This is a genomic window from Streptomyces marianii (assembly GCF_005795905.1).
In the GTDB taxonomy this organism is placed as follows: domain Bacteria; phylum Actinomycetota; class Actinomycetes; order Streptomycetales; family Streptomycetaceae; genus Streptomyces; species Streptomyces marianii.
Genome location: NZ_VAWE01000001.1, coordinates 3,692,951 through 3,715,474 on the forward strand (window position 1 = coordinate 3,692,951; position 22,524 = coordinate 3,715,474).

The window sequence follows — 22,524 nt, forward strand, 5'->3', positions numbered from 1 at the left end:
ATGATCGTCTCTGGGTCGCTTTCGTGCCGTGCGGCCGTGGAGGTGGGGCGGGTGTCGATGCGGCCGGTGGGGCTGCCGGAGATCCCGGAGCAGACGGTGAGGGTGGCTCGGGCGGCGTTCCCGAAGGGGAGCCTGGCGATACGGGCCCGGGACCGTCTGGCGGGGATTTTCGCTGATGAGCCGTTCGCGGGGGCGTTCGGGGTGCGGGGTGCTCCGGGGCTGTCGCCGGGGGTGTTGTCGCTGGTCACGGTGCTGCAGTACTGCGAGGACCTCACCGACCGGCAGGCCGCGGCGATGATGGTGCGGGCGATCGACTGGAAGTACGCGCTCGGGATGGAGCTGACGGACACCGGTTTCGACGCGAGTGTGCTGTCCAGGTTCCGGGCCCGGCTCGCGGACAACGGCATGGAACGGGTGGTCTTCGACCGGCTCCTTGAGCACTGCAAGGACGCCGGCCTGGTGGGGGACGGAGGCAGGCAGCGTACTGATTCCACCCATGTGATCAGTGCGGTGCGGGACTTGAACCGTCTTGAGCTGGCAGGGGAGAGCGTGCGGGCGGCCCTGGAGGCCCTCGCGACTGCGGCGCCGTCGTGGCTGGCCGGCCGGATCGATGTGGCGGAGTTCGCCCAGCGGTACGGGCCCCGGGTGGATGGCTGGCGGATGCCGTCCTCGCAGACCAAGCGCGACCGCCTCGCCCAGGTCTTCGGTCAGGACGCCCTCGCTTTATGCCGGGCGGCCTGGGCCGCCGATACCCCGGTATGGATCCGTGAGATCGAGGCCGTGGGCCTGCTGCGGCAGGTCCTCGTGCAGACCTACACCATCCGCAGCGACACGCGGGGACGGCAGGTGATCAGGAAGCGGGACGCCGACGACGGCGTCCCGCCCGGCCAACTCCGCCTGGCCTCCCCCTACGACACCGACGCACGCTGGGCTGCCAAAGGCGAGGACCTGTTTTGGCTGGGCTACAAGGTCCACCTCACCGAAACATGCGGCACACTCCCCGAAGCCGAAGCCGAAGCCGAAGCGGTAGCAGGGGTGCAGCCGAATCTGATTACCGACGTGCACACGACCGACGCGACCGTGCCGGACGTGAAGGCGACCGCGCCGATCCAGCGCAAGCTCGCCGGGCACGGCGTGAAGCCGGCCGAGCACTACCTCGATTCCGGCTACCCGTCGGCCGACCTGATCACCAAGGCCATGAAGGACGGTATCCGCATGGTCACCCCGGTCCTTCTGGACCACTCCGCGCAGGCCAAGGCCGCGGAAGGCTTCGCCAAGAACGCCTTCACCATCGACTGGAAGACCCGCCAGGTCCGCTGCCCCGCCGGGAAGACCAGCTCCCACTGGAACCCCGTCAAACAGCACGGCAAGGACGCCATCGTCATCACCTTCAGCGTCCTGACCTGCCGCGACTGCCCCTTCCAACAGCAGTGCACCACCTCGAAACCCGGGCGCCGCATGCTCACCCTCAGACCCCAGGAACTTCACGAGAACCTCGCCCGGGCCCGCGCCGAGCAGCAGACCAACACCTGGAAGAACAAATACGCCCTGCGGGCAGGCGTCGAGGGCACCATCAACCAGGCCCTCGACATCACCGACATCCGCCAGGCCCGCTACCGCGGCCTGCCGAAAGTCCGCCTCCAGCACGCCTTCTCCGCCACCGCGATCAACGTGATCCGACTCGACGCGTACTGGACCGACAGCCCTCTCCGGCGCACCCGCTCCAGCCGACTCGAACGCCTCGCCTACCAGCTCACCGCATGACCCGCCACGAATTGCGCAACAGAGTCGCCCTGGGCCTGCCGCAGCGGCCGGCTCCTCGACACCAGGAGGCTCGGGCGTCAATGTGCAGCGCCTTGGGGAAGTAGGCGATGAAGACCCAGGTACGCATTACCCAAGCGGGGAACCGTGCACGGATACTCACGGCGCTCGACCCGGTCGCGGGGACGGCCCGGGCCGGCTGCCCGTCGCCTACGACGATGCGTTGTGCGAGAGCGCGCAGGACGAGTTGTTCGAGCAGACCACCCGGCAGCAGCGCCTTGGTATCGCCGGTGGCCCACTCGGTGAGGATCGGCAGAAGCAGGGGATCCCAGCCGATGCATGCCCGGGTGCATCACGGGAAAACAAAAGGCCAGGTCAGCTGATATCTGACCTGGTCCCTGCGCGGAGCCGCCTTTGGGATTCGAACCCGAGACCGAGGCATTGCAGGGACCCTCAAGATCATCTCGACTGGCGCTGGAGTGCTCCGGAATCCCGTTCTCCCAGGTCATGGACCTACCACCCTCAGCCCGCGTGCCACGTGATCCGTCCTGTGTCACCCCGTCCGCTCACGCGCCCGATCTTGCCCTTCCAGCCCCAATAGCCGGTCAGCACTCCTATCTGTTGATCACTCTTCGTAGTGGACCGTCGTACCGAGACGATACGAGGGCCGTTCAGCGGCGTTGTCTGCTCTGCAGGGACGCTCACCCAGAGGAGCACCGAGCATGTTCGCTCACCTCATGGCTCGAACCACGACAGCACTCGCCGCGGCATTCGTACTCGCGCTCTTAGCCCCGGCACAGGCGCATGCCACGGCCATCGGGTCCACACCCGTGGCCAGCTTCGATTACCAAGTCGGTGGCGTCACCATGAAGGTCCCCACCGGCTGCATGTTCAGCCACATCGTCCGCGGCAAGGGAAAGGACATCACCTACCAGAACGCTGGTGTCGACTGCGGATTCGTCGGAGCACTCAACGCCGGCTTCTGCAACTGGCGGATCGACTTCACCTACGCGAACACCGGCAACAAGACGTACCACACCTCCCGCGGCACGACCCACACCGAGTGCAAGATCGACCCGATGCGGAACAACGCTCCCCAGACGCTTCCGCACTACGGCAAGGCATGCGCCCACTTGAACATCAACGGCGTCCGCCGGGTCAGCCAGTGCCACCACATCACGAAGTGAGCCGCACATGAGCACTCAGCCCACGAACGAAGACCCCGACTGGGAGACCAAGCGCCGCCGCGCCGGCATCGTCGCCTTTCTCGTCGGCGCGGCCGCAGTCCTCGCCTTCTTCGCCTTCTTTCCCGGCCTGCCCCACGTCATCGACTGGGGTGCCATCGTCGTCTCCCTGACCGCTGGCGGACTCACCAGCTGGGCATGGCGATCCCGACTCGCGAAGAAGCACGTCAGCTCTCGGTAGAAGCCGCACCGCGCCATGGCCTCACCCCGGAGAGCACGGGCCCCACCGAACCCCGGGAGGTTCAGGTGCGGCCATCGCAGAGGCATGGAACTCATCCACGAGGAAATGGTCGTGATCCACGGATCTCGATGCGCTCCCCTGCCCATCCCATCGCCGGTCGACCTGACGGAGAGTCAGCACACGAATACAAATACCCAGGCCAGACACTGTCTGACCTGGGTAGGAATGGAGCCGCCTTCGGGATTCGAACCCGAGACCTACGCATTACGAGGCCGTGAGCGATCGTGTTGCCTGGTGCCGGGTCGTGCTTCTGGGTGACGTCTTGCCTGATCAGAGCACGTCCGGCTGGTTGGTCTGTGCTACCTCGTATTACGTCGTCCGAAGGCGTCCGGCCACCGGGAAGGGCACCACTGGCGACAAGAAGCGGGTTCACCAGGGTTGTCGGCCTCCCACAGACCTCCTGCGATAACCCTCCCTGTCAGACTCTCGTGAGACATGAGGACAATCGAGTCTTCTGTTACCAGTGGGGCGATAACAGGATCTTTCCAACGTGACGCTGAGTAGTGCCGACCTTCAGGCCGGTGTGGCCGATGATGGGGCCGTGGGCAAGAAGAAGCGCGGCCCCCGTGCGGGCGGGCCAAAGCGGCGGTCCTTCACCACGGAGTACAAGCTTCGGGTCGTGGAGGAGTACGAGCGGCCGACCGAGCCCGGGGCGAAGGGCGCGCTGCTGCGCCGGGAGGGTCTGCACCACTCCCACATCGTCGACTGGCGGGCTGCCCGGGATGCCGGAGCGCTGGGTGCGCCGGCCGCCAAACCGTCCGGACCGGCGGGATCACTCCTGCAGCGCCGGCGGCGGCCCCACCGCCGAGCGCTGCCCCCGTACCTGCTCCTATTGCCATCAGCGAGTTGGGACAGAATCGCCATGGTACGTTCCTGCCCACAGTGTGGCCTGCGCCACACGTCGCAGGACACTACGCAGCGGCATCGTGCGGGGTCAGCGTGATCTTCGGTTCGTCGTCGGCGACGTCGATATCGATGCGCAGGGTGGCGTCGAGCCCCTTGGACAGCTTATACAACAGCGTGAGGGTGGGGACCGCGTCGCTTCCCTCGATACGCGAGATCTTCGCCTGGTCCAGTCCACACCTCTCGGCGGCCTCGGCCTGGGTCAGACCGAGCTCTTTGCGGCGGTCATAGACCACCACAGCAAGTGCCATCGCCAGCAGGTTCTCGCGTCGCTCCTGAGCGCGCTCCTCGGACTCGGGGTACCCCTCCCGGATCCGCTTCTCACGCAGGGCCTGCATCCTGGTGTGGCCGCTCATGGCATCCCTCCGTTACTCGCACTCCGATGAAAGTCGGCATCCGCTGGACCGTGTTCGGCCTCGCACTGCTTGCGGGCGAGGACCGCGCGGGCAATCTGCTTCTCCTCGTGTTGCTGAGTTTTGCGGAACCACGTCAAGAAGACGATCCGACGGTCCGGCGCGATCCAGTAGGTGATGCGCGCGTCGATGTCGCCGAGCACCAGCCGCAGTTCCCAGACCCCGTCCCGCAAGGGGCGGGCCAATGGCATGGGCATGGCGGGACCGAGTTCGGCCAGCAGCCCCGAGGCGTCATCGACCTTCCCGAAGTGCTTGTCCGAGAGGCCGTCGAGCCACTGGGTGACCTCCGGCTCCAGCTCGACCTGATAGAGCTCGCTCACCCCTCCACCGTATATGGCGTGGGCGACATATTTCAATGTCAACCAGGGCGCAACTCCGACCCCGGGCCCTGCCTAACCTGCCTCCCTGCGCGAGTCCAGGCGTCCAGGCGTCCGGGAAACGGGGAACCTCAGCCACCCTTCCGCCCGAGAACGCCGGACAGGGCTGCGGCAGCCTGAGCTCAGGGGAACAGCAAGGAAGCGGCGCGCAGATGTCGACCCGGTCGTCAGCCCCCGCGAATACCGCAAGGGCGTTGAGCACCTGCGTGCGGGAGGGCTCGCCCACTGGCTCGCCTCAGCTGACGGGCAAGCCGCAGTTCCGCGCCGGTCCAGGCCTGGGCGGGCTCCCAGGCGGTGACGGGCGGGCTGCCCAAGTCGAGGCGGCCGCAGGCGAGGACGCCGGGGATTTTGTCGTTCTTGGCCTCGCGGATCAGGCTGCCCTGACCCAGCCAGGCGCCGCAGGCGTGGCAGCGGGGACGTGGAGACGCGGGGAGCACCATCTCGCCGCCCCTGCCACCGGCCTCCACCCCGCCTCCACGGGGAGCGAGGCCACCTGACGGTGCGGAGGCGATAACGGGCGTCGTAGCGACCGTACTTGACGGTGCGCTCGTCGCGCTGCCTGCCCGCTGCGGAAACGGGAAGAGGGTTCTTCGGCCAACCGCGGCCGATAGCCTGAACTGCATGCGCAGCAGCACAACTCACCCGAACCCGCCCGCAGTACCCGCGGCTCTCCGCAAGGTCGCCCAGGCGGTGCACACCGGCGACCTCGACGCCGCCGTCCGCCGCAACACCGCGGTCGGGCTCCCCCTCCGGTCCCTGCTGAGCAGGCATCTCGGACCGCGCGGGGAGTGTTCCGAACAGGACGTCGCCGACATACTGGCCTGCACCTGGCTGCTGAGCCGGCCCGCGGCAGCGGCACAGCTGCGCAGCAGGCTGCGCCGGCACCGTCTGACCGATCCCGTCGTCCTGGACCATGTCTCACGCGAAGCCGAAGCCCTGGCCCTGGAGGCGGGATCCGACCAGGCCCACCCCTGGGCCACGGCACTCGACGAGACGAACGCACTCGCCGACGAGCGGACCGACCCCGCGTGGTCAGTGGCCCTGCTGCTCGTACGGGCCCGCATGGCCGAGGGCTCCGGAGACACCGACCGGGCCCGGACGCTGACCGAGCAGTGCCTGGCCCTCGCCCCGGCATTGCGCCCCGCCGTACGCGACGCGGCCGAGTACGCGCTGTGCGCGGGCGACTGGGTCCGGGCCCACGAGCTGGCCCGCTCCATCGCCGACGACGCCGTCGCCGAGCCCCTTCTGCACCCCCTGCAGCCACTGCTCGCCCCGCCCGCCACCGCCGGACGCGTACCCCGCAACCAGCCCTGCCCCTGCGGCTCCGGACGCAAGTACAAGGCCTGCTGCCAGGCATCCGACCGCGCACAGGCTGTCCATCCGCTGCCCGAACGCGCCCCGGCCCTGTACGCGATGCTCGCCACCTACGCCCAGCGCGGAGGCTTCGATCACCACCTCGACCGGCTGCTGACCTGCGCCCTCGGCGCACCCTCCGCCGCCGGACTGTGCACGGACACGCTGATTTTCGACCACGGCGCGGGCGCCGCCTTCCTCGCCGCCCGCGGCCACCTTCTCCGCGACGACGAGCGCGAACTGCTGCGCACGTGGCTGACCACTCCGCTCGACCTCTACGAGGTCACCTGGGTACGCCCCGGGGAGCGCCTCAAGCTGCGCAGTCTGACCGGCGGCGCCGGGCAGCTGGAACAGCGCGACCGGTTGTTCTCCCTCTCCGTGGTCCGGCTCGACCTCGTCGTCGCCCGCTTCCTCACCGACGGGACACGGCTGCGCGCGCTGGGCGGCCTGGGTGCTCCCGGCCGCGAGCGGCGCGCGAAGTTCACCGCGCTGTTCCACGAAGGCCCTATGGCACCCCAGGACAGCACCGGCCACTTCACGGAACAGCTCCTGTGCGCCTTCGCCGACGACGGCGCACTGGAGGTCACCACCGACGACGGCACCCCTCCCGAGTGGCACGAGGTCACCTACGCCCGTGTGCCCAACGCGGCCGCACATCTGCACGCGCACAGCACACAGCCGGGCGCGCGCCCGCTGACCACCGTCCAGGACTACCAGCAGTGGGTGGCGGCCCAGCCGGAATCCTGGCTCCAGCAGACCTCCGAGAACTCCTGGACGCTGGTGGGCAAGGGCCAGGGGCACCAGCTGCTGTCCCTGGCCGACATCAGCATCGCCCGCAGCGGCGCCCTCACCGTCTCGGCCTCCACCGCCAAGCGTCTGGAACAGCTCACCGCACTCCTGGCCACGATCCTGCCCGGCCTGCGGGAGAAGCGGCACCGCGTCACCACCGCCGCCGAAATGCTGGCTCAGACCGGCCGCGACCCGCAGTGCGAAGACGCCGACGATTCCGAACGCGCGGTACGTCTGCGCCACTTCGGGATCGCCCCGCCCCCCTCCGAACCCCGCCGCGTGATGCTGGAGAGCTACTTCCTCCCCGTCCCGGAGGATGCCCCCCGCCTCGCCTCAGCCATCTCACGCGAACTGGCCGCCGAGCAGATGCTGCTCCACCCCAGCGAAGAGGACGGCCTCACGCCCGCCGAAGCCGTCGCCCACGGCGGCATCTCCCGAGCCCGCGTCGAAGCCCTGCTCGACGACGTCGAATGGCGCCGAGCCCGAATGCACCTCGAGGGCCAGGACACCGACGCCCTCCCGGACGCCGACGACCTGCGCCGCCGCGTGGGCCTCACCCGCCGCAGCTGACCCCGCGCCGCACGAGGTCAGCCACCTCACCCGTACGCCGATGCCCCCGGCGCGGGGGCGCACTCGGCGATGAAGGCGGCGTTCGCCCCAATCCGGGCACAGGCAGCGGGCAAGACCCAGCCCCGTCACGTGCGCCGCCCCTGCCTCCACGAGCGCTGCGGGGCCCAACAACGATCCCCGCGATCACACGGCTTCGCCTCTACTTGCCCGCCGCCCATAGCAGCAGCATGCAGCTATGGGAGCCCGCCTCGCGCCGCAAGCCGGGTACGCCAGCGTCACGTTGTCCGCTGCCTACAAAAATCAGCGCCCTCACCGGACCTCACTCACGGCACCTCGGACTCCTGCAGGTACTGACCGAAGCGTCAGCAGGATCTCAAGAAACACCAGTTCAGCCGCCTTGTCCGGCGACACAGACACATCACCGATTCCGAAGAGTGAAACCTTTGACCTACGCATTCCATGCACGGGCGCCCGAAGCGCTACATGCGCACATTCCAAGGTCAAGAAAACGAAAAAACCGCAGGCCAGAGGCCTGGCCTGCGGTTTCCCATGGAGCCGCCTTCGGGATTCGAACCCGAGACCTACGCATTACGAGAGCTTGCGCGATCATGACGGATGGTCCTGGATGGTGCTCGGCGGTCTGATTTTGCCTGGTCAGCGACGTTTGGCTTGACGGTCGATCCATCCTGTGGGGGCTGGTGCTGCACCATCCGCTCACGCATCGCTCACGCAGGCCATGGGTCTGACCAGCACAGACGGCTGGCTCAAGGCAGGCATCGCCGCTCGGCGCAGGCGCCCAGGGCGGAGGCGTGGCGGCCTTGTCTGGCTGACCTCGGCGACTCGCCCAGGCTGCAGTTCGGGATCCGTGCTGGCCCGGGAGGCCATGGACACCTCTGGCAGGTCGCTGAGCTTGCCGAATGGGAACGGACGCGGGTGGCTGCTATGCGGTGTTGTTCCAGTCATACGGCCCTCCGCCGCGCTGTTCGATCAGCTCCGGGTCGTCGATGGCCCGGTCCTCGGAGGGCAGACCCGCATGGTGCAGGAAGTCCAGCACGTCGAACAGGCTGTAGTCGGTGCCCATGCGCTCGCCGTGGATCGTCACGCGCCGTCCGGCGCGGGCGGCAGCACCACCACTGGGTACGCCTGTTCATGGCGCCACGCTGTGCCGGAACCAGTTGGTGCGCAGCCCGACGGTCACAAGGCGTCAGCCGGAGCGTCCAGTCAAGGCTGGGGTGAGGTTCCCCGCCGAGTAGCCGAGGGGAGTTTCACCCCTCGGCTACTCGGCGGGGAACTTCAGGGGTGCGATGGGCGCTGCAGCGGGGGCCTCTTCTTCACGGGGCCGGGGTGTGGGCAGGGCGGCCAGTTCGGCTTCCAGAGCGTTGAGGGCTTGGCGGGCTGTTGCGATGCGCTCGTGCAGGCGTCGGGCATCGGGAGTGGCGGGTTGTTCCTGTGGCTGGTGGGCTGATGCTTCGAGTTCGCGGGCTTCTTCGAGGGAGTTGATGACGACGCCGATGAGGAGGTTGACCAGGACGAAGGAGCCGAGCAGGACGAAGGAGGAGAAGTAGAGGATGGTCCAGCGGGAGATTTCCAGGCCCGCGCGGACCGCGTCGCCGAGGCCGTCGAGGGTGATGAGGAGGAAGAGAGTGAGGACGGCGCGGCCGAGGGAGCCGTAGTGCTCGGGGTCGTCGTCGGCGAAGAACACCCAGCCGACCGTCGCATACACATACAGCAGCAGCACCCCGACCAGCAGGAAACTCAGCGTTCCGGGCAGGCTCTTGCCGACGGCCACGATCACGATCCGCAGCTGGGGCAGGAAATGCGCCGCCCGCGCGACCCTGGCCAGGCGGAGCAGGCGCAGCACGGTGGCGTTTTCGCGGGCGAAGGGCAGGAAGGCCACGGTGACGACGAGCAGGTCGAAGGCGTTCCACGGGTCGCGGAAGAAGTCCTTGGGGCGGTCGGCATGGGCGGCGGCCCGCAGCAGGATCTCGGCGGTGAAGGCGGCGAGGAAGCCAAGCTCTGCAGCGTGAAGGGTGCTGCGCCAGTCGTCCACGATGCCGGCGTAGTTTTCGATGCCCAGCACCGCGGCGTTGCACGCGATGAGGCAGAAGACGGTGGCGATGAACGCCGTCGAGTCCACGAGGCGGCGGCTGTGGTCGGCCAGGGCGTGCCGTAACTGCACGGCGGTCCGTTCGGACATGGGCTGATTCGATTCCTCCCTGTTCTGGCACTCCAACAGGTGTGGAACTTAAAGGGCGTTGGCACCGGACTGGGCCGCCGACCAGGATCCGGGCTGCCTGCGGAACCGGCGGAGATCGTCGCCCATGTCCAAAGTCCTGGCCCCCTCTGTGAGGGGTCGTACGGCGCATGGCCAGACGCTGCATCAGGGGCGCCGCCAAAGGCCACGGAAGAGTGGCCGACCGGAGTCGAGGCTCTTCAGGCTGGGCACTCACCATTGCAGACGCTCCGGCTTCTACGGTGGCGTCTCAGGCATCTCCCGCCGATGGTTCCCGTGATTGGTCATACCGTGCGACGATCACCAGTCGGGGAGCGAAGAGCTTAAGGAGTGCTGATGACCGGTTTCGAGATAGTGATGGTCATCCTGGCGAGCGGGTACGTGGCCGGGGGTGTGTACGACCGGTTCAAGAAGTCCGTCGCCGAGCGTCGCCAGGAGCGCGAGCGCGCGCTCAGCGGTCCTGATCCGGTGTGCGGATGCCAGCACCACTTGGCGTACCACGACCCCAAGGATGGCCGCTGCTATGCCGTGGTCAAGGGCCAGCCGTCCAAGGGCCATGGCACGGAGTCCGCCGCTGCCGAGACCCGGCAGTGTCCTTGCCGACGCTACGCCGGACCTGAGCCTCTGGCCACGCTGTATGCCCCCGAACTCACAGACTCTGCCGGAGAAGGGCGCCCCGGGCTCACGGCCAGCAGCGACTGACGGCTCACCCGGTCAGCGCCCGTCAGTCCGTCCGCGAGCGGCTTGCCCCACAGGCATACTGCTGGTCCCCGCGCGACTTCAGTGATCACGGTCGTAGCATGAGGATGGTCGAGCGTCCGCAGCACCTTGTCTGCGCCCGCCCGGGCCAGCTGTTCCTCGGTGGAGCCGCCGGTGGCCACGGCAACACAACGCAGACCACTGTTGTGAGCAGCGGAGATGTCCTTGGCCGTGTCACCCACCACGACACCACCCGTGGGGTTTCCTCCGAATGCCGCCAGTCCCTGCGCGACGACCAGATCGCGATCACGGGCCACGTCCCCGAAGCCCCCTGTCGTCAGGACGTCCGCGAGGCCGAGCCGCTCGACCTTCCACAGGGCGATGCTTCGCGCGTTGCCCGTGCTGAGCCCCACCCGCACGCCTGCCGCAGCCAGTGCCCGTACGGCATGCACCGCTCCGGGCAAGGCGTCATCCGCCGAGTGGGGATGAGGCTCGGTTCCGAGTCTGTGTCGCATCAGAGTGACGGCGCGTTCTCGGGCGGCCGGGAGGGCGGCCCGTGGTGTCCCGGCGATGGTGAGGGCGGCTTCGATGGTGCCCGCGTCTGTGAACCCGGAGAGGTTGACGTAGGCGTAGAAGAGGTCACCGCCTTCATAGCGGAACTCCTCCGCCGACCCCGATGTCTCCCGGATCGCCCACTGCATCGCAGCCATGTGACGCCGCTGCAGACCGGAGCCCGGGCGAATAAGCGTGCCGTCGAGGTCGAACAGCACGAACGGGGCTGGAAGGATCATGAGCGGCCGCCTCGGCGTCCGAGCCGCTGGGCACGGGCGGCCGCATGGTCGCGGCGACGCTCGCGGCGCCGGGTGCTCCCGGCAGGGACAGGTGTCGCCGTCTCCTGGAGGTAGCGGGAGAGCGCTCCCGTACTGGCGTGCCTGAAGAGCGACACGAGCGTGATGTCCCTACCCAGCCGCTCACGCAGCGACAACTGCACCTGAACCATGAGCCGTGACGTACCGCCGAGATCGAAGAAGTTGTCGTCCAGTGCGACATCCTCCACCTTCAGCACGGTCTTCCATATGTCACGGATGGTTTCTTCCAGGTCCCCTGCCGGTGCTTGTTGTCCGGGTTTTCGGCTCGGGACCGGCTCCGGGAGCGCCCGGGTGTCGATCTTGCCGTTGGGCGTGAGGGGCATGTTGTTGATCTTTATCACCTCGGAGGGGGTCATGTACTCGGGCAGGCGGGCCGCGAGGTCCGCGCGCAGTCGAGCGGCCGCGGGGGCTGGGCTGCCTGCCGTGACGACGTACGTGGTCAGGCGGGTGTCGTCCTCCGCGTGCTTTCTGGCAACCGTTACAGCGTCGCGCACGCCGGGCAGCCGCCGGCAGACGGCGTCGATCTCCGTCGGGTCCACACGGAAGCCCCGGATCTTCACCTGGCCGTCGGCGCGACCGAGGATCTCGACGGTGCCGTCGGGGAGGTAGCGGCCCCTGTCGCCGGTGGCGTACCTGCGGACCCCGGGCATGGGGTCGCGGTGGAATCCCCCTGTGCCGGAAGACTTCACATAGCCTTCGGCGAGAAAGGGCGAGCGGATGACGATCTCGCCCGCCTCGCCTATGCCGGCCAGCTGCCCGGAGCCATTGACGACGAGGATCTGTACGTCCGCGATGCCTCTGCCGATCGGTACGGGGAGGTCCTTGGCGGCCTGGTCCGCGTCTCCCGATTCGATGACGTGGAACGCCATCGCCTGCGGGGTTTCGGTCGCCCCGTAGAAGTTGACGTGCCGGGCCGACGGCGCGACCGCCGCAAGCCCGGTGACGTCGCCCTGCCGCAGGACGTCGCCGCCATAGCAGACCAGGCGGACGTCCGGCAGCCGCGTTCCGGTCTCTCCGGCGGCGATCACCAGCAGGCGCGCAAGGGGCGGAGTGAGGTGGAGGACCGTGATCCGGCGCTCCGCCAGCCAGTGCAGCAGCGCCAGCGGATTCCTGCTGAGCTCGGCGTCGGGCACATGGAGTTCGCCTCCCGCCCACAGGGGGGCGAAGACGTCGCGCAGGAGCGGATCGTGGCCGAGTCCGGCCAACAGCGCAAAGCGGCTGTCCGGGCCGAGGCCGAAGGCCGCGACGTACCAGGAGAGGAAGTGGGCGAGGGGGGCCGGGCCGCTCACGACACCGCGGGGCAGCGGGCCGGTTGATCCCGAGGTGAACATGATGTACGAGGGGTGTTCTGCGCAGGGGGTCGACGGCGTGGGCGGCGGCTGCTCGTCAGGGGCGCCGAGCAGCCGGTCGGCTTTGGCCACGCGCACGCCGGTGCCCGTGATCGCCTCCGGCAGCGGACCGACCTCCTCAAACCCGATCAGCAGTGCGGGTTCCACGGCCGCAATCTGGGCCCGCAGCCGGGCGGGCGGGTGGGCCGGGTCGAGCAGCACGAACGCCGCGCCGCGTTCCAGGGCGCCGACCAGCAATGGTACGAGAGCGGTGGTCCGGGCGGCGTAGAGCGCGACGACGTCCCCTTCGCCCACCCCGAGTGCGCCCAGCCCGTCGGCGGCGCGGGAGGCGAGCGCGGCCAGCCGCCGTCCTGCGGTCCTCGTGCCGAACGCGTCATGGACGGCGGCCGTCGCCATTCCCCTGCGAACCCCGGCGGTGAGAGTGGTGACAGTGAGGGGCGTGGTACCTCCCAATCCCGTTCTGACGTCCGGTAGGAGAGCTTGATGAGTGTCGGCCACCAGGGACATCCCATCGATCCGCGCCTCGGGAGCGGCGGTCAGCACCTTGATGACGTGGGTGAGCTGTTCGAGGATCACCCGAGCCCGTGCGTCGCCGAACAGACCCCGGTCGTAGGACAGGTCGAGCCGGAGCCGGTCCCCGTGGTCGGTGACATACAGGCCAAGGTCGAAGAGCGCCGCGTGCGCAGGGAGTTCGGTCATCGCCGTGTCCAGCCCCGGCATGCGCGGTGGCCGGTCGGGGTCGCCCAGTAGGTTGAACCAGATACGGAAGAGCGGGTTGCGGCCCACGGCACCGGCGGCCGACACGCCCGCGACCACGTCCTCGAACGGGATGTCCTGGTTGGCGTGGGCCTCCAGCACCTCGTCGCGCACGCGGCCGAGCACCTCGGTGAACGTCAGCGTCGAGGCGAGGTCCGTGCGCAGGGCGACCGTGTTGACGAAGAAGCCGATGAGGTCCTGCGTCTGTTCACGGTCCCGGCCCGCGACCGGGGTGCCGACGGTGATGTCGTGTTCGCCCGTGAGGCGTGACAGGAGCACGGTGAAGCAGCTGAGTAGAGTGACGAAGAGGGTGCTCGCGTGCCGCTGCCCGCAGGACCGCACGGCACGGGTAAGCGCCGGGCCGAGCCACTGGGTGACCCGCCCGGCCTCGGCGCGTTCGCCGGAATCCCACCCAGTTCTGTCCGCGAGGCCGTCGAGCGCGGGTGGGAGCGTGCTGAACTTGCGTTTCCAGTAGTCCAGTTGCTCAGTAAGCACGCCTTCGCGGTGACGTCGGTCCTGCCAGACCGCGATGTCTCCGTACGAGAGTTCGAGGGCTGGCAAGGCGGCTGCCTCTCCGCGCAGGGCCGCTGCGTACTCCTGCCCCAGCTCCGTCAGAAACAGCTCGGCCGACCAGCCGTCGAAGACGATGTGGTGGATCGTCACCAGCACTTGGTGTCTACGGTGATCCAGTTGCACCACGTCCGCCCGGATGAGCGGGCCGGTCGTCAGGTCGAACGGCTCGCGCACCCGGTCCGCCAGCAAGTCGAGTGCCCGGTGCTCGGCAGCCGCGTCCCCGCGCAGGTCCGTGACCCTGATGTCCAGGTCGCGGCCCGGCAGGACCTCCTGCAGCGCCTCACCATCGGCCATGACGATCCGGGTCCGCAGCGGCGCATGCCGGCTTACGATCCGGTTGAGCGCCGCTCTGAGCGCGAGGTAGTTCAGGAGTCCCTCGGCGCGGAAGGCGAGGGGGATGTTGTACGTGGCGTCGGGGCCGTTGATCAGGTTCAGCAGCCACAGGCGGCGCTGGGCCGGGGAGAGCGGGTAGCGCCCGTCGGGGGAATGGTGCGCGGTGGGCGGCTCGTCCTCGGGTGCCGACAGGTCGATCCGGGCGGCGAATTCCCGCACGGTAGGGCAGGTTAGAACGGCACTGGGCAGGATGTCGACCCGGAACTCCTTGCGGATCCGTGCGCAAATGCGAGCCGACTGGAGGGAGTCGCCACCGAGCGTGAGGAAGTCGTCCAGGGCGCCCACGCGGGGGAGCCGCAGGACCTCCTGCCAGATCTCGGCGACCCGGATCTCCGTGCTGCCCTTGGGGACCTCGTACGTCTCGTCGTCACCCCGCACCGGATCGGGAAGGCGGTGCCGGTCGACCTTGCCGTTGGCGTTGAGGGGCAACGACTCCAGAACCGTGACGGTGGCCGGCACCATCGCCGGGGGCAAGATGCGCATCGCGTGGTCATGCACCTGGGCGGGGGTCACCGTCGCGGGCCCGGCCGGGGTGACGTAGGCGTGGAGGCGTACGCGTCCTGCCTCGTGGGCGGTCACCGCGACGGCGTGGCCGACACTGGGGTGCCCGCGCAGGGCGGTCTCGACCTCCGCCGGCTGGATACGCACCCCGTTGATCTTGACTTCGTCGTCGATGCGGCCGAGGTGCTCGACCGCCCCGCCGGGCAGGCGACGGGCCCTGTCCCCCGTGCGGTAGACGCGCCGGCCACCGGGTGCGGGCAGGAAGCGCAGGGCGGTCAGGGCTGGCTGACCCCGGTAACCGCGGGCGAGTCCGGCGCCGGTGAGGTAGAGCTCGCCCTCCGCCCCGTCCTCGGTCCCGCCCAGTCCGCGGTCGCACACCAGGGCGCGGGTGCCGGGGAAGGGGTGCCCGATGGGCATGGTGGCCCCACCGGGCCGCCAGTCGGGGAAGGTTTCGTAGCAGGTGCTGTCCACGCTCGACTCGGTAACGCCGTAGGAGCAGAAGACGCGGGTCCGCAGGCCGACAAGGGCACGCAGCCGCAGGTAGTCCTGGGGCGGCCAGCCCTCTCCGCCCACCGTGATCAGCCGCATGCCGTCCAGCCGTTCGCCGGTGGTCTCCAGATGGTCCGTCAGCAAGCGCAGGAGCGCTGGGGTGATGTCCATCATGTGCACGTCGTGCCGGGCGATGAGCCGGTGCACATTCTGCGGCCGCAGCAGGTCCCGGCTGTCGCACAGCACCAGCGTTCCGCCGGAGAGCAGCGCCCGGGCGAAGTCGCCGGTCGACACGTCGAACGAGAAGCCCGCGACCTGGAGGTGGCTGCGGATCCCGTCCCGGAGCCCGTAGACCTCCTCCCAGCCCAGGTACGAGGTGACGAGCCCCCGGTGGGCGACCTCGACGCCCTTGGGCCGTCCGGTCGACCCGGACGTGTAAATCGTGTAGGCGAGGTTGTCGGGCCGTACGGCGGACGTCACACGGACCGGTTCGCCCCCAGCCACGGACACGGAGTCGCCGTCCGTCACGACCAGTCGGGCGCTGTGCACCGGAAGCCGGGCCGACAGCTGCGACGTTGTCACGATCACCGCTGGGCTGCAGTCCTTGACGATGTGCGTGAGGCGTTGCCGCGGCTGCGTCGGATCGAGAGGTACGTAGGCGCCGCCAGCCTTCCACACTGCCAGGACCGCGGTGACCGCCTCCGGCGGCCGATCCAGGTGGACGCCGACGAGGTCCTCGGGGCCGGTACCGGCCGCGCTTAGAACGGCCGCCAGGCGGTTCCCGTCCGCGTCCAGCTCGCCGTAGCTGACGGTCCGGCCCTGATAGATGAGAGCGGGCGCCTCAGGGTTCTCCCTGACCCGCTCCTCGAATCGGCGGTGGATCAGAAAGTTGGCGGATTCCTCGTCTGACGTAAACATGCTGGCCTTCGCGGTTGCAGAGTGGTTCAGAAGGTGTCAGAAGGTGGAGGGCGAGGCGGGCTTCCTGCCGGAGGCTCGCCGCCTCTTCGTACCGCGGCGGTGTCAGTTCCCGGTCGTGTCGAGCACGACCTTGCCCGTCGTGGCCCGTTCGGCCAGCAGACCGAACGCCTTCGCCGCGTCGTCCAGGGTGTGCGTCCCGCCGATGACGGGCTTCAGCTGCTTGTTCTTGACCATGCCGAACAGCCCGGTGAGGGCGTCGGTCAGGGCGCGGTGATTCGTACGCATCAGGTCGGCGGCCCAAAAGCCGACGACGGACCGGGACGCGCCGATCAGCGACTCCAGACGCACCGGGGTTGACGGCTCGTCCGAGGCCGTCCCGTACACCACCATGCGGCCATGGGTGCCCAGGGCGGCCAGTCCCTGGTCCAGGGTGCGCCCGCCCGCCATCTCCAGAACGACGTCCACCGGGCGGCCGCGGTTGGCCTCCAGGAGTGCAGCGGTCATGTCGCCCGCGTTCGAATCCACGGCGGAGTCGGCCCCGAGGGACAGGGCGAGGTCACGCTTGTCCGGGGTCGACGCCGACGCGATCACCCGGGAGGCTCCCCACGCCTTGGCGAGCTGCACCGCGAGCGAGCCGACCCCGCCCGCCGCCGCGTGGACGACGATCGACTGGCCGCGCACGGTGCGGGCGCAGGTGCGCAGCAGGTGCCAGGCGGTGAAGCCCTGGACGCCGAGGGCCAGTGCCTCCTCACCGGTGACAAAGTCCGGTACGGGGATGAGGGACCCGACCGGAACGGCGGCACGCTGGGCGTGGCCGCCGGAGGGGATGATGCCGAGCACCCGCCGGCCCGAGGGGTCCTTGCCGAAGACCTCCGTGCCCGGGGTGAACGGCAGGCTGTCCTTCTTGAGGTACGTCCCCGCTATCTGGTGCAGGTCGGCGAAGTTGAGCCCGGAGCGCTCCACGTCGACGAGCACCGAGCCCTCGGCGGCCTGCGGGACGGAAATCTCGCTGACCCCGATGACCTCGGGACCGCCGAACTCCTTGATGACGATGGCCTTCATCTCTACTCCTCGGTTGAAGGATCTACTGGGTGGTGCGCGGCGGCGGTGCAGCCGCGAGGTCAAGCGCCTGGTCCGACGGCCAGTTCGCGGAGGATCTGGGCGACCTCCGCGACATGCGCGCGGATGAAGAAGTGCCCGCCCGCGAAGGGCCTCCGGGCCACCGGACGGTCGCTGTACGAGAGCCAGCCGTCGACCTGGTGTGCGCTGACGGAACGATCGTCCTCGCCGTACAGCACGGTGAGGGGTGCGGGCAGCGGGGCCGGGCGGGGCCGCGACCACGTCTCCAGGAGCTCGAAGTCCGCGCGGATCACTGGCAGGACGAGACCGAGCAGGTCCGGATTCTCCAGGACCTCGCGGGGCGTGCCCTCGTACTGGCGGAGCCGGGCGGCGAGCCGGGCGTCGTCGAGCACGTGGACGAGGTCTTTCGCGTCCCTGCGGTCGGGTGACCCTGCCCCCGAGACCAACACGTGGGCGGGAGGCGGGAAGCCCTGCCGGGCCAGCTCCAGGGCGAGGGCCACCGACACCGCGGCTCCCATACTGTGGCCCCAGAACACGACGCGCCGGTTCATGAGCGGGCCGACCTCCTCGACGAGGTCGCGGACCAGGTGGGTCATGCGGCGATAGGGGCGTTCTTGGAAGCGGCGCTCGCGGCCCGGCAGGTGCACCGGCAACACGGCGCAGTCGGCATCCAGCACGGTGCGCCACTCGGTGAAGGCAGCGGCGCCGCCTCCCGCGTACGGAAGTGCTATGACCAGCGGGCGCCGGTCGGACATGCCCGGCACCTGCCGTAGGAGCGCTCCCTGCCGGATGGGCGGGACCGCCGCGTGCTCAGAGGAAGCGAGTCTTGAGTTCACGACGGTAACCCATGACGGCCAGGGCGGTGAATGCCGCGGTGTAGGCGGTGAGGACAAGGAGCGAGGTGAGTCCGAAGCCGGGCTCGATGCCGACGGCCCCCCAGCCGATGCGGGCGAAGTGCCAGGTCGGCAGGAACGGCGCGAGGGACTCGGCCAGGCTGGGCAACTGGTTGAGCGGGACGAACATCCCGCTTGCGAAAGAGAGCAGCAGGTAGACGACGGTGGACACGGGACCGGCGGCCTTGGGTGAGAGGTTGTAGCCGATGGCCAGACCCATAGCAACGAAGACAATGTTACCGAGAGTAAGTCCACCCATCAGCGCCGCCCACTGGGCGGGGCTGAGCCTGACGCCCGCCACGGACGTGGAGAAGACCGCGAGGACACAAAGCGTGAACAGCGTGAAAACGGCGGCGGGGACGATCCGTGATGACAGATAGGCACTGGGCGACATGGGCGTGGCCCGGATGAGCAGGTCCCACTTGAAGCCTCGCTCGGCCGCGATACCCACGCCGAAGCCGAACAGTCCGACGCCGACGGCACCGTAGGCGCTGAAGCCCGCGACCGTGTACGCCATGGCCTCCGGATCGCCGTTCCTGGCCTGCGAGAGGCCGAAGAACGCGAAGAAGATTGTGGGCAGCAGACAGGTGGTCAAGACGAACGCCATGTCACGCTTGAGCTTGAGGAACTCGGCCTTCGTCTGGGCGCGCACCATCCGCGCCCAGGACGCGGCGTCCAGCCGCTCGGCAGCCCTGTCCCGCTTCGCGGAGGGCCGGGGCTGCGATGTCGCCGGGGCGGGTGCGGGGAGGTCGGCGGAAGAGGTGCGCAGGACCTCCTCGACCGCCTCCTCCAGGCTGATGCCGCGCACCTCGAGGTCGTTCAGGACCGGCTCGGCACCGAGCAGGGTCCGCAGGACGTCCGCCGTGCGGGCCGTGGTCAGCGACAGCATGCCGTCGACGTACTCGATGTCCTCCGCACCGCTGTCCCGCACGGCCTCCAGGTCGGGTTCGCCGGCTGGCCGCAGCGAGATGAGGCGGCGCCGGAAGTGGGACTTCATCTCCGTGGACGAGCCCTCGAAGACCGTGCGGCCGGAGGCGAACAGGACGATGCGGTCCGCCAGGGCGTCCGCCTCTTCGAGGTAGTGCGTCGTGAGCAGCACGGCGGTGCCCTCGGCCGCGACGCGCTGGACGGCGGACCACAGCTGGCGGCGCGAGACGCTGTCCAGTCCCACGCTGGGCTCGTCGAGGAACAGGACGCGGGGCTTTCCGCACAGCGCGAGCCCCAGGTAGACGCGCTGCTGCTGTCCGCCGGAGAGCTCACCGAAGAACCGCTCGGCCAGGTCCGCGAGACCGGCCAGGTCCAAGACCTCCTGGGTGTCCATCGGGTCGGGGTAGTAGGCGCGGAATAGGTCCACCAGTTCGCGCACCCTGAGCGTGCCTGGAAGCCCCGAGTTCTGCAGGACGACGCCGCACTGTGCCCGTACCTGAGGTGAGGTCGGCGAGCCGCCCATCAGCTCCACGACACCGGCGTCGGGCTGCCTCAGGCCGAGCAGGCAGTGCAGGCTGGTCGTCTTGCCGGCGCCGTTCGGTCCCAGGACTGCCACGACCTCGCCCGGGAACACCTCCATGCGGCCTTCCACGACGGCCTGAACATCGCCGAAGGACTTCGCCAGTCCGGCCATACGGACAGCCGGCTCCCGACGGCCGTCACGCGCATCCAGGCCGCCCACTGCCTTAAGAGTCTCAGTCATGCTTCTTCCTGTCTGTGCTTACGATTCTGAATTCGACGGGGTACTGCTGTCCGGAGTCGTCCTTGAACCACATTCCGTCTGGGCCCGGGAGCATCTCGGAGAACGCCAGCTCGCCATCGGGCACGCGCTCGCGTCCGCGGCGGATCTTCGACCAGAGCATGTCGACCATCAGAGGGTTGGCCAGGTCGGCGTAGACCGGTTTCACCTCGCCGGCGACCCGGACGAAGACGTTCTGCGGGATCCCGAGCCGTTCGCGCAGCGCCTGGAAGAAGGCAAAGACGGGCTCTTCCTTCGTGTCCGGGCCGGGGAAGTCCGCGAACGGCATTCGCCAGGTCTCGCGGCACACCACGACATCGTCGACGGTGACCCTCGGCTGATGGGCCTGCGGCTCCAGGAACCCGAACGACTGCGCCGCGGCGCTGCTGAGGTAGTCCCCCAGGACCTCTACGAGATCCTCCTCGAACGCCCCGTCCGAGGAGACCACCCGGAACCCCTCACCCGACGGGACGACCCGCAGGGAGGCAGCGGGGACGAGCTCGGCCGCGCTCGGGTGGTACGACGGCTCGTTGCCGATGCCGATGTACCGGCACAGCGGGGACAGATGCGCGTCCGGCGGGGCGGTACGGGAGTTCACGTGCCCGGTGCCGAAGGGATAGAGCGGGTAGACGGCCCCGGCGATCTCGCGGTCCATCCAGGAGCGCACTTCCCGGGCGTCGGGTGCCGTGTCCAGGAAGAGCAGGGCGTTGACGGTGTTGATGCACGAGTGCAGCTCACCGAGCACCACCTGGAACCGTCCGGCCCGGATGCTGTCGACGGAGTCCGCGTCGATCATCAGGTCGGGACTGTGCCAGCGCGCCTCGGTCCACGCGGGCCCGTCCGCGGGGAACATCTCGTACACCGCGTCCCGCAGTTCGGCGACGGTCCGCGTGGTGGGCGAGCCGTCCGCGTTCGGTCGCAGGATCTTCGTCCAGCGGGCGCGGAGCTCGGCGCTGGCCGCGTCGACGGGGCGTACCGCGTCGTCCCAGAAGGTGGTGGACATGGCCGCGAGGAGGCGCGAGACGGGATACCCGTCGGACCACTGCCCCTCGTCGGCCTCCATGATCCGTCGGGCCGCGCGCACGTACTCCGCCGCGATCGCGTGGGAGAACCAGCGCGAGCTGGTCAGCACCAGTTCGAGGACGGGCCCCACCTTGCCGAGGACCTCGGGCCCCAGCTTCACGTCGAGGTCGGCGACACAGTCCTCGTAGGCGATGCGCTTGCCGGCGTAGAACTGCCCGGCGCCCTGTTCGGCCCGCTCGCCAGTGACGCGTACGAAGACCTCCTCGGCGGCGGTCAGCGCCCGGGCCAGCCGCTCGGGCTCCGCAGCGTGCTCCTTCAGGGCCGCCACGGCCCGCACGACATCGTCGAGGTCCCGCAGCGCGGCCGTGCGGCGCTTGACGTCGCTCACCCGCATGAGCTGGCCCCGCAGCTGGCGTTCCGGCCGGCGGGCTTGGCGGACAGCGAAGTCGGTGCTGAGCACGCCCATGGCCTGCAGGCGCCGCACTTCGCCGCGCACCTCGTCGGTATCCCGGCCCGGGCAGCCGAGTGGGACCTCGTAGGCGGCGCGTGTGCCGTCGCACGCTTCCAGCACCGCGTGGCGCAGCGGTGTCACAGGCAGCCGGGAGCCGTCCTGGAGGGTGATGGCCTCACGTGTGATGTCCAGGCTCGGGGCGATGTGCGGCACCACCCAGGGGTCCAAGTCGTGCCGCAGGCGCAGCGCGCGGGCCAGGGCGCGGACCGCCCACAGCTCCATGTACACGTCACGCGACCTGGGGGCGCGGCCCGCGGGCGTGACCCGTGTCGGCTCCGGGTTCCACGTACCCCACACCGACGGTCCGAAGAAGCCGATGGTGTCGTTCTTGGCACAGTAGCGGGACAGGTAGGCGGCCAGCGAACGGCGCAGGTAGCGCCGCCGCCGCCCGGCCAGGTGCGCGCCCTTGCGTACCTGCTCGCCCAGCAGGGGGTTCTGCCAGGCCAGCGCGCCCTGGAAGAGGCCGTCCCCGGCTGCCGTGCTCAACCGCTCCAGTGCGGCCGACCTGGCCTCCTCGAAGGAGCCCGGGCCAGCCGTGGAAAGCCAGTCGAAAGGCATGCCGGTGGTGCGGACGACGAAGGAGGGCCAGATGCCCCATTCGCCGCTGCCGCCCAGGGGCAGGAGGTGGGTTGCGTTCATCGGACGGCTGCCGTGTCCATGGCCTTGCGCAGGCTGAGGGGGCGCATGTCCGTCCAGACGCGTTCGACCTCGGCGAGGCAGGCGTCGATCTTCCCGGTGAAGCCGGTCGAGAGCCACCCGTCGGGGATGTCCCGGCCCGTGGGCCAGATCGAGTGCTGTTCCTCGTGGTTCACGACCACGAGGTACGTGATGGTCATGTCGTCTTCGTCGAAGAGGGGCAT

The 22,524-nt window shown here is 69.2% G+C and carries 15 protein-coding genes; 4 read left to right on the top strand and 11 right to left on the bottom strand.

Annotation, left to right across the window (positions count from 1 at the left end; translation table 11 throughout):
- The first annotated feature begins 57 nt into the window (after positions 1-57).
- The 3 genes from FEF34_RS16585 (at position 58) to FEF34_RS16595 (ending at position 3,186) form a co-directional block, all read left to right on the top strand.
- Complete coding sequence (locus tag FEF34_RS16585) at positions 58-1,764, top strand: IS1182 family transposase (RefSeq protein WP_138057288.1); 1,707 nt, start codon at positions 58-60, stop codon at positions 1,762-1,764.
- 719 nt (positions 1,765-2,483) lie between these two features.
- Positions 2,484-2,948 carry a hypothetical protein gene (locus tag FEF34_RS16590; protein ID WP_234042416.1) on the top strand — a complete coding sequence of 155 codons (465 nt, stop codon included), beginning with the start codon at positions 2,484-2,486 and terminating at the stop codon, positions 2,946-2,948.
- Between the two features lie 7 nt (positions 2,949-2,955).
- On the top strand, positions 2,956-3,186 hold the full coding sequence (locus tag FEF34_RS16595) for a hypothetical protein (protein WP_138053885.1): 231 nt from the start codon (positions 2,956-2,958) through the stop codon (positions 3,184-3,186).
- 971 nt (positions 3,187-4,157) lie between these two features.
- Here FEF34_RS16595 and FEF34_RS16605 read toward each other — a convergent pair.
- Positions 4,158-4,505: a helix-turn-helix domain-containing protein gene (locus FEF34_RS16605; RefSeq protein WP_138053886.1), complete on the bottom strand. Its 348-nt coding sequence runs from the start codon at positions 4,503-4,505 to the stop codon at positions 4,158-4,160.
- Positions 4,502-4,882 carry a type II toxin-antitoxin system RelE/ParE family toxin gene (locus tag FEF34_RS16610; protein ID WP_138053887.1) on the bottom strand — a complete coding sequence of 127 codons (381 nt, stop codon included), beginning with the start codon at positions 4,880-4,882 and terminating at the stop codon, positions 4,502-4,504. The genes FEF34_RS16605 and FEF34_RS16610 overlap by 4 nt, the downstream gene beginning before the upstream one ends.
- Before the next feature lie 678 nt (positions 4,883-5,560).
- On the opposite strand from FEF34_RS16610, the gene FEF34_RS16615 reads away from it, so the two are divergent.
- A complete protein-coding gene (locus FEF34_RS16615) occupies positions 5,561-7,651 on the top strand; it encodes an SEC-C domain-containing protein (protein WP_138053888.1) in 2,091 nt (696 codons plus the stop codon).
- Between the two features lie 940 nt (positions 7,652-8,591).
- Here the strand turns inward: FEF34_RS16615 and FEF34_RS41265 are convergent.
- From FEF34_RS41265 to FEF34_RS16655, 9 genes are all read right to left on the bottom strand, one after another.
- Positions 8,592-8,753, bottom strand: coding sequence for a hypothetical protein (locus tag FEF34_RS41265; protein WP_234042417.1), 162 nt, complete (start codon positions 8,751-8,753; stop codon positions 8,592-8,594).
- Positions 8,754-8,927: 174 nt separating this feature from the next.
- Entirely contained in the window at positions 8,928-9,848 is a 921-nt protein-coding gene (locus FEF34_RS16620; protein ID WP_138053889.1) for an ion transporter, read from the bottom strand.
- Between the two features lie 641 nt (positions 9,849-10,489).
- Positions 10,490-11,374 carry an HAD family hydrolase gene (locus tag FEF34_RS16625; protein WP_138053890.1) on the bottom strand — a complete coding sequence of 295 codons (885 nt, stop codon included), beginning with the start codon at positions 11,372-11,374 and terminating at the stop codon, positions 10,490-10,492.
- Entirely contained in the window at positions 11,371-16,431 is a 5,061-nt protein-coding gene (locus tag FEF34_RS16630; RefSeq protein WP_138053891.1) for a non-ribosomal peptide synthetase, read from the bottom strand. Before FEF34_RS16630 ends, FEF34_RS16625 begins: the two co-directional genes overlap by 4 nt.
- A gap of 102 nt (positions 16,432-16,533) precedes the next feature.
- Complete coding sequence (locus tag FEF34_RS16635; RefSeq protein WP_138053892.1) at positions 16,534-17,493, bottom strand: quinone oxidoreductase family protein; 960 nt, start codon at positions 17,491-17,493, stop codon at positions 16,534-16,536.
- A 59-nt stretch (positions 17,494-17,552) separates the two neighbouring features.
- Positions 17,553-18,266 carry a thioesterase II family protein gene (locus FEF34_RS16640; protein WP_138053893.1) on the bottom strand — a complete coding sequence of 238 codons (714 nt, stop codon included), beginning with the start codon at positions 18,264-18,266 and terminating at the stop codon, positions 17,553-17,555.
- A 55-nt stretch (positions 18,267-18,321) separates the two neighbouring features.
- On the bottom strand, positions 18,322-20,094 hold the full coding sequence (locus tag FEF34_RS16645; RefSeq protein WP_138053894.1) for an ABC transporter ATP-binding protein/permease: 1,773 nt from the start codon (positions 20,092-20,094) through the stop codon (positions 18,322-18,324).
- On the bottom strand, positions 20,087-22,303 hold the full coding sequence (locus FEF34_RS16650) for a lantibiotic dehydratase (RefSeq protein ID WP_138053895.1): 2,217 nt from the start codon (positions 22,301-22,303) through the stop codon (positions 20,087-20,089). Before FEF34_RS16650 ends, FEF34_RS16645 begins: the two co-directional genes overlap by 8 nt.
- On the bottom strand, positions 22,300-22,524 hold the full coding sequence (locus FEF34_RS16655) for an MbtH family protein (RefSeq protein ID WP_138053896.1): 225 nt from the start codon (positions 22,522-22,524) through the stop codon (positions 22,300-22,302). The genes FEF34_RS16650 and FEF34_RS16655 overlap by 4 nt, the downstream gene beginning before the upstream one ends.

Excerpts from the sequence above, each read along its gene's own strand:
- FEF34_RS16585 (WP_138057288.1), top strand. The coding sequence starts at position 58 with ATGCGGCCGGTGGGGCTGCCGGAGATCCCGGAGCAGACGGTGAGGGTG.
- FEF34_RS16590 (WP_234042416.1), top strand. The coding sequence starts at position 2,484 with ATGTTCGCTCACCTCATGGCTCGAACCACGACAGCACTCGCCGCGGCA.
- FEF34_RS16595 (WP_138053885.1), top strand. The coding sequence starts at position 2,956 with ATGAGCACTCAGCCCACGAACGAAGACCCCGACTGGGAGACCAAGCGC.
- FEF34_RS16605 (WP_138053886.1), bottom strand. The coding sequence starts at position 4,505 with ATGAGCGGCCACACCAGGATGCAGGCCCTGCGTGAGAAGCGGATCCGG.
- FEF34_RS16615 (WP_138053888.1), top strand. The coding sequence starts at position 5,561 with ATGCGCAGCAGCACAACTCACCCGAACCCGCCCGCAGTACCCGCGGCT.
- FEF34_RS16620 (WP_138053889.1), bottom strand. The coding sequence starts at position 9,848 with ATGTCCGAACGGACCGCCGTGCAGTTACGGCACGCCCTGGCCGACCAC.
- FEF34_RS16625 (WP_138053890.1), bottom strand. The coding sequence starts at position 11,374 with ATGATCCTTCCAGCCCCGTTCGTGCTGTTCGACCTCGACGGCACGCTT.
- FEF34_RS16630 (WP_138053891.1), bottom strand. The coding sequence starts at position 16,431 with ATGTTTACGTCAGACGAGGAATCCGCCAACTTTCTGATCCACCGCCGA.
- FEF34_RS16635 (WP_138053892.1), bottom strand. The coding sequence starts at position 17,493 with ATGAAGGCCATCGTCATCAAGGAGTTCGGCGGTCCCGAGGTCATCGGG.
- FEF34_RS16640 (WP_138053893.1), bottom strand. The coding sequence starts at position 18,266 with ATGTCCGACCGGCGCCCGCTGGTCATAGCACTTCCGTACGCGGGAGGC.
- FEF34_RS16645 (WP_138053894.1), bottom strand. The coding sequence starts at position 20,094 with ATGACTGAGACTCTTAAGGCAGTGGGCGGCCTGGATGCGCGTGACGGC.
- FEF34_RS16650 (WP_138053895.1), bottom strand. The coding sequence starts at position 22,303 with ATGAACGCAACCCACCTCCTGCCCCTGGGCGGCAGCGGCGAATGGGGC.
- FEF34_RS16655 (WP_138053896.1), bottom strand. The coding sequence starts at position 22,524 with ATGCCCCTCTTCGACGAAGACGACATGACCATCACGTACCTCGTGGTC.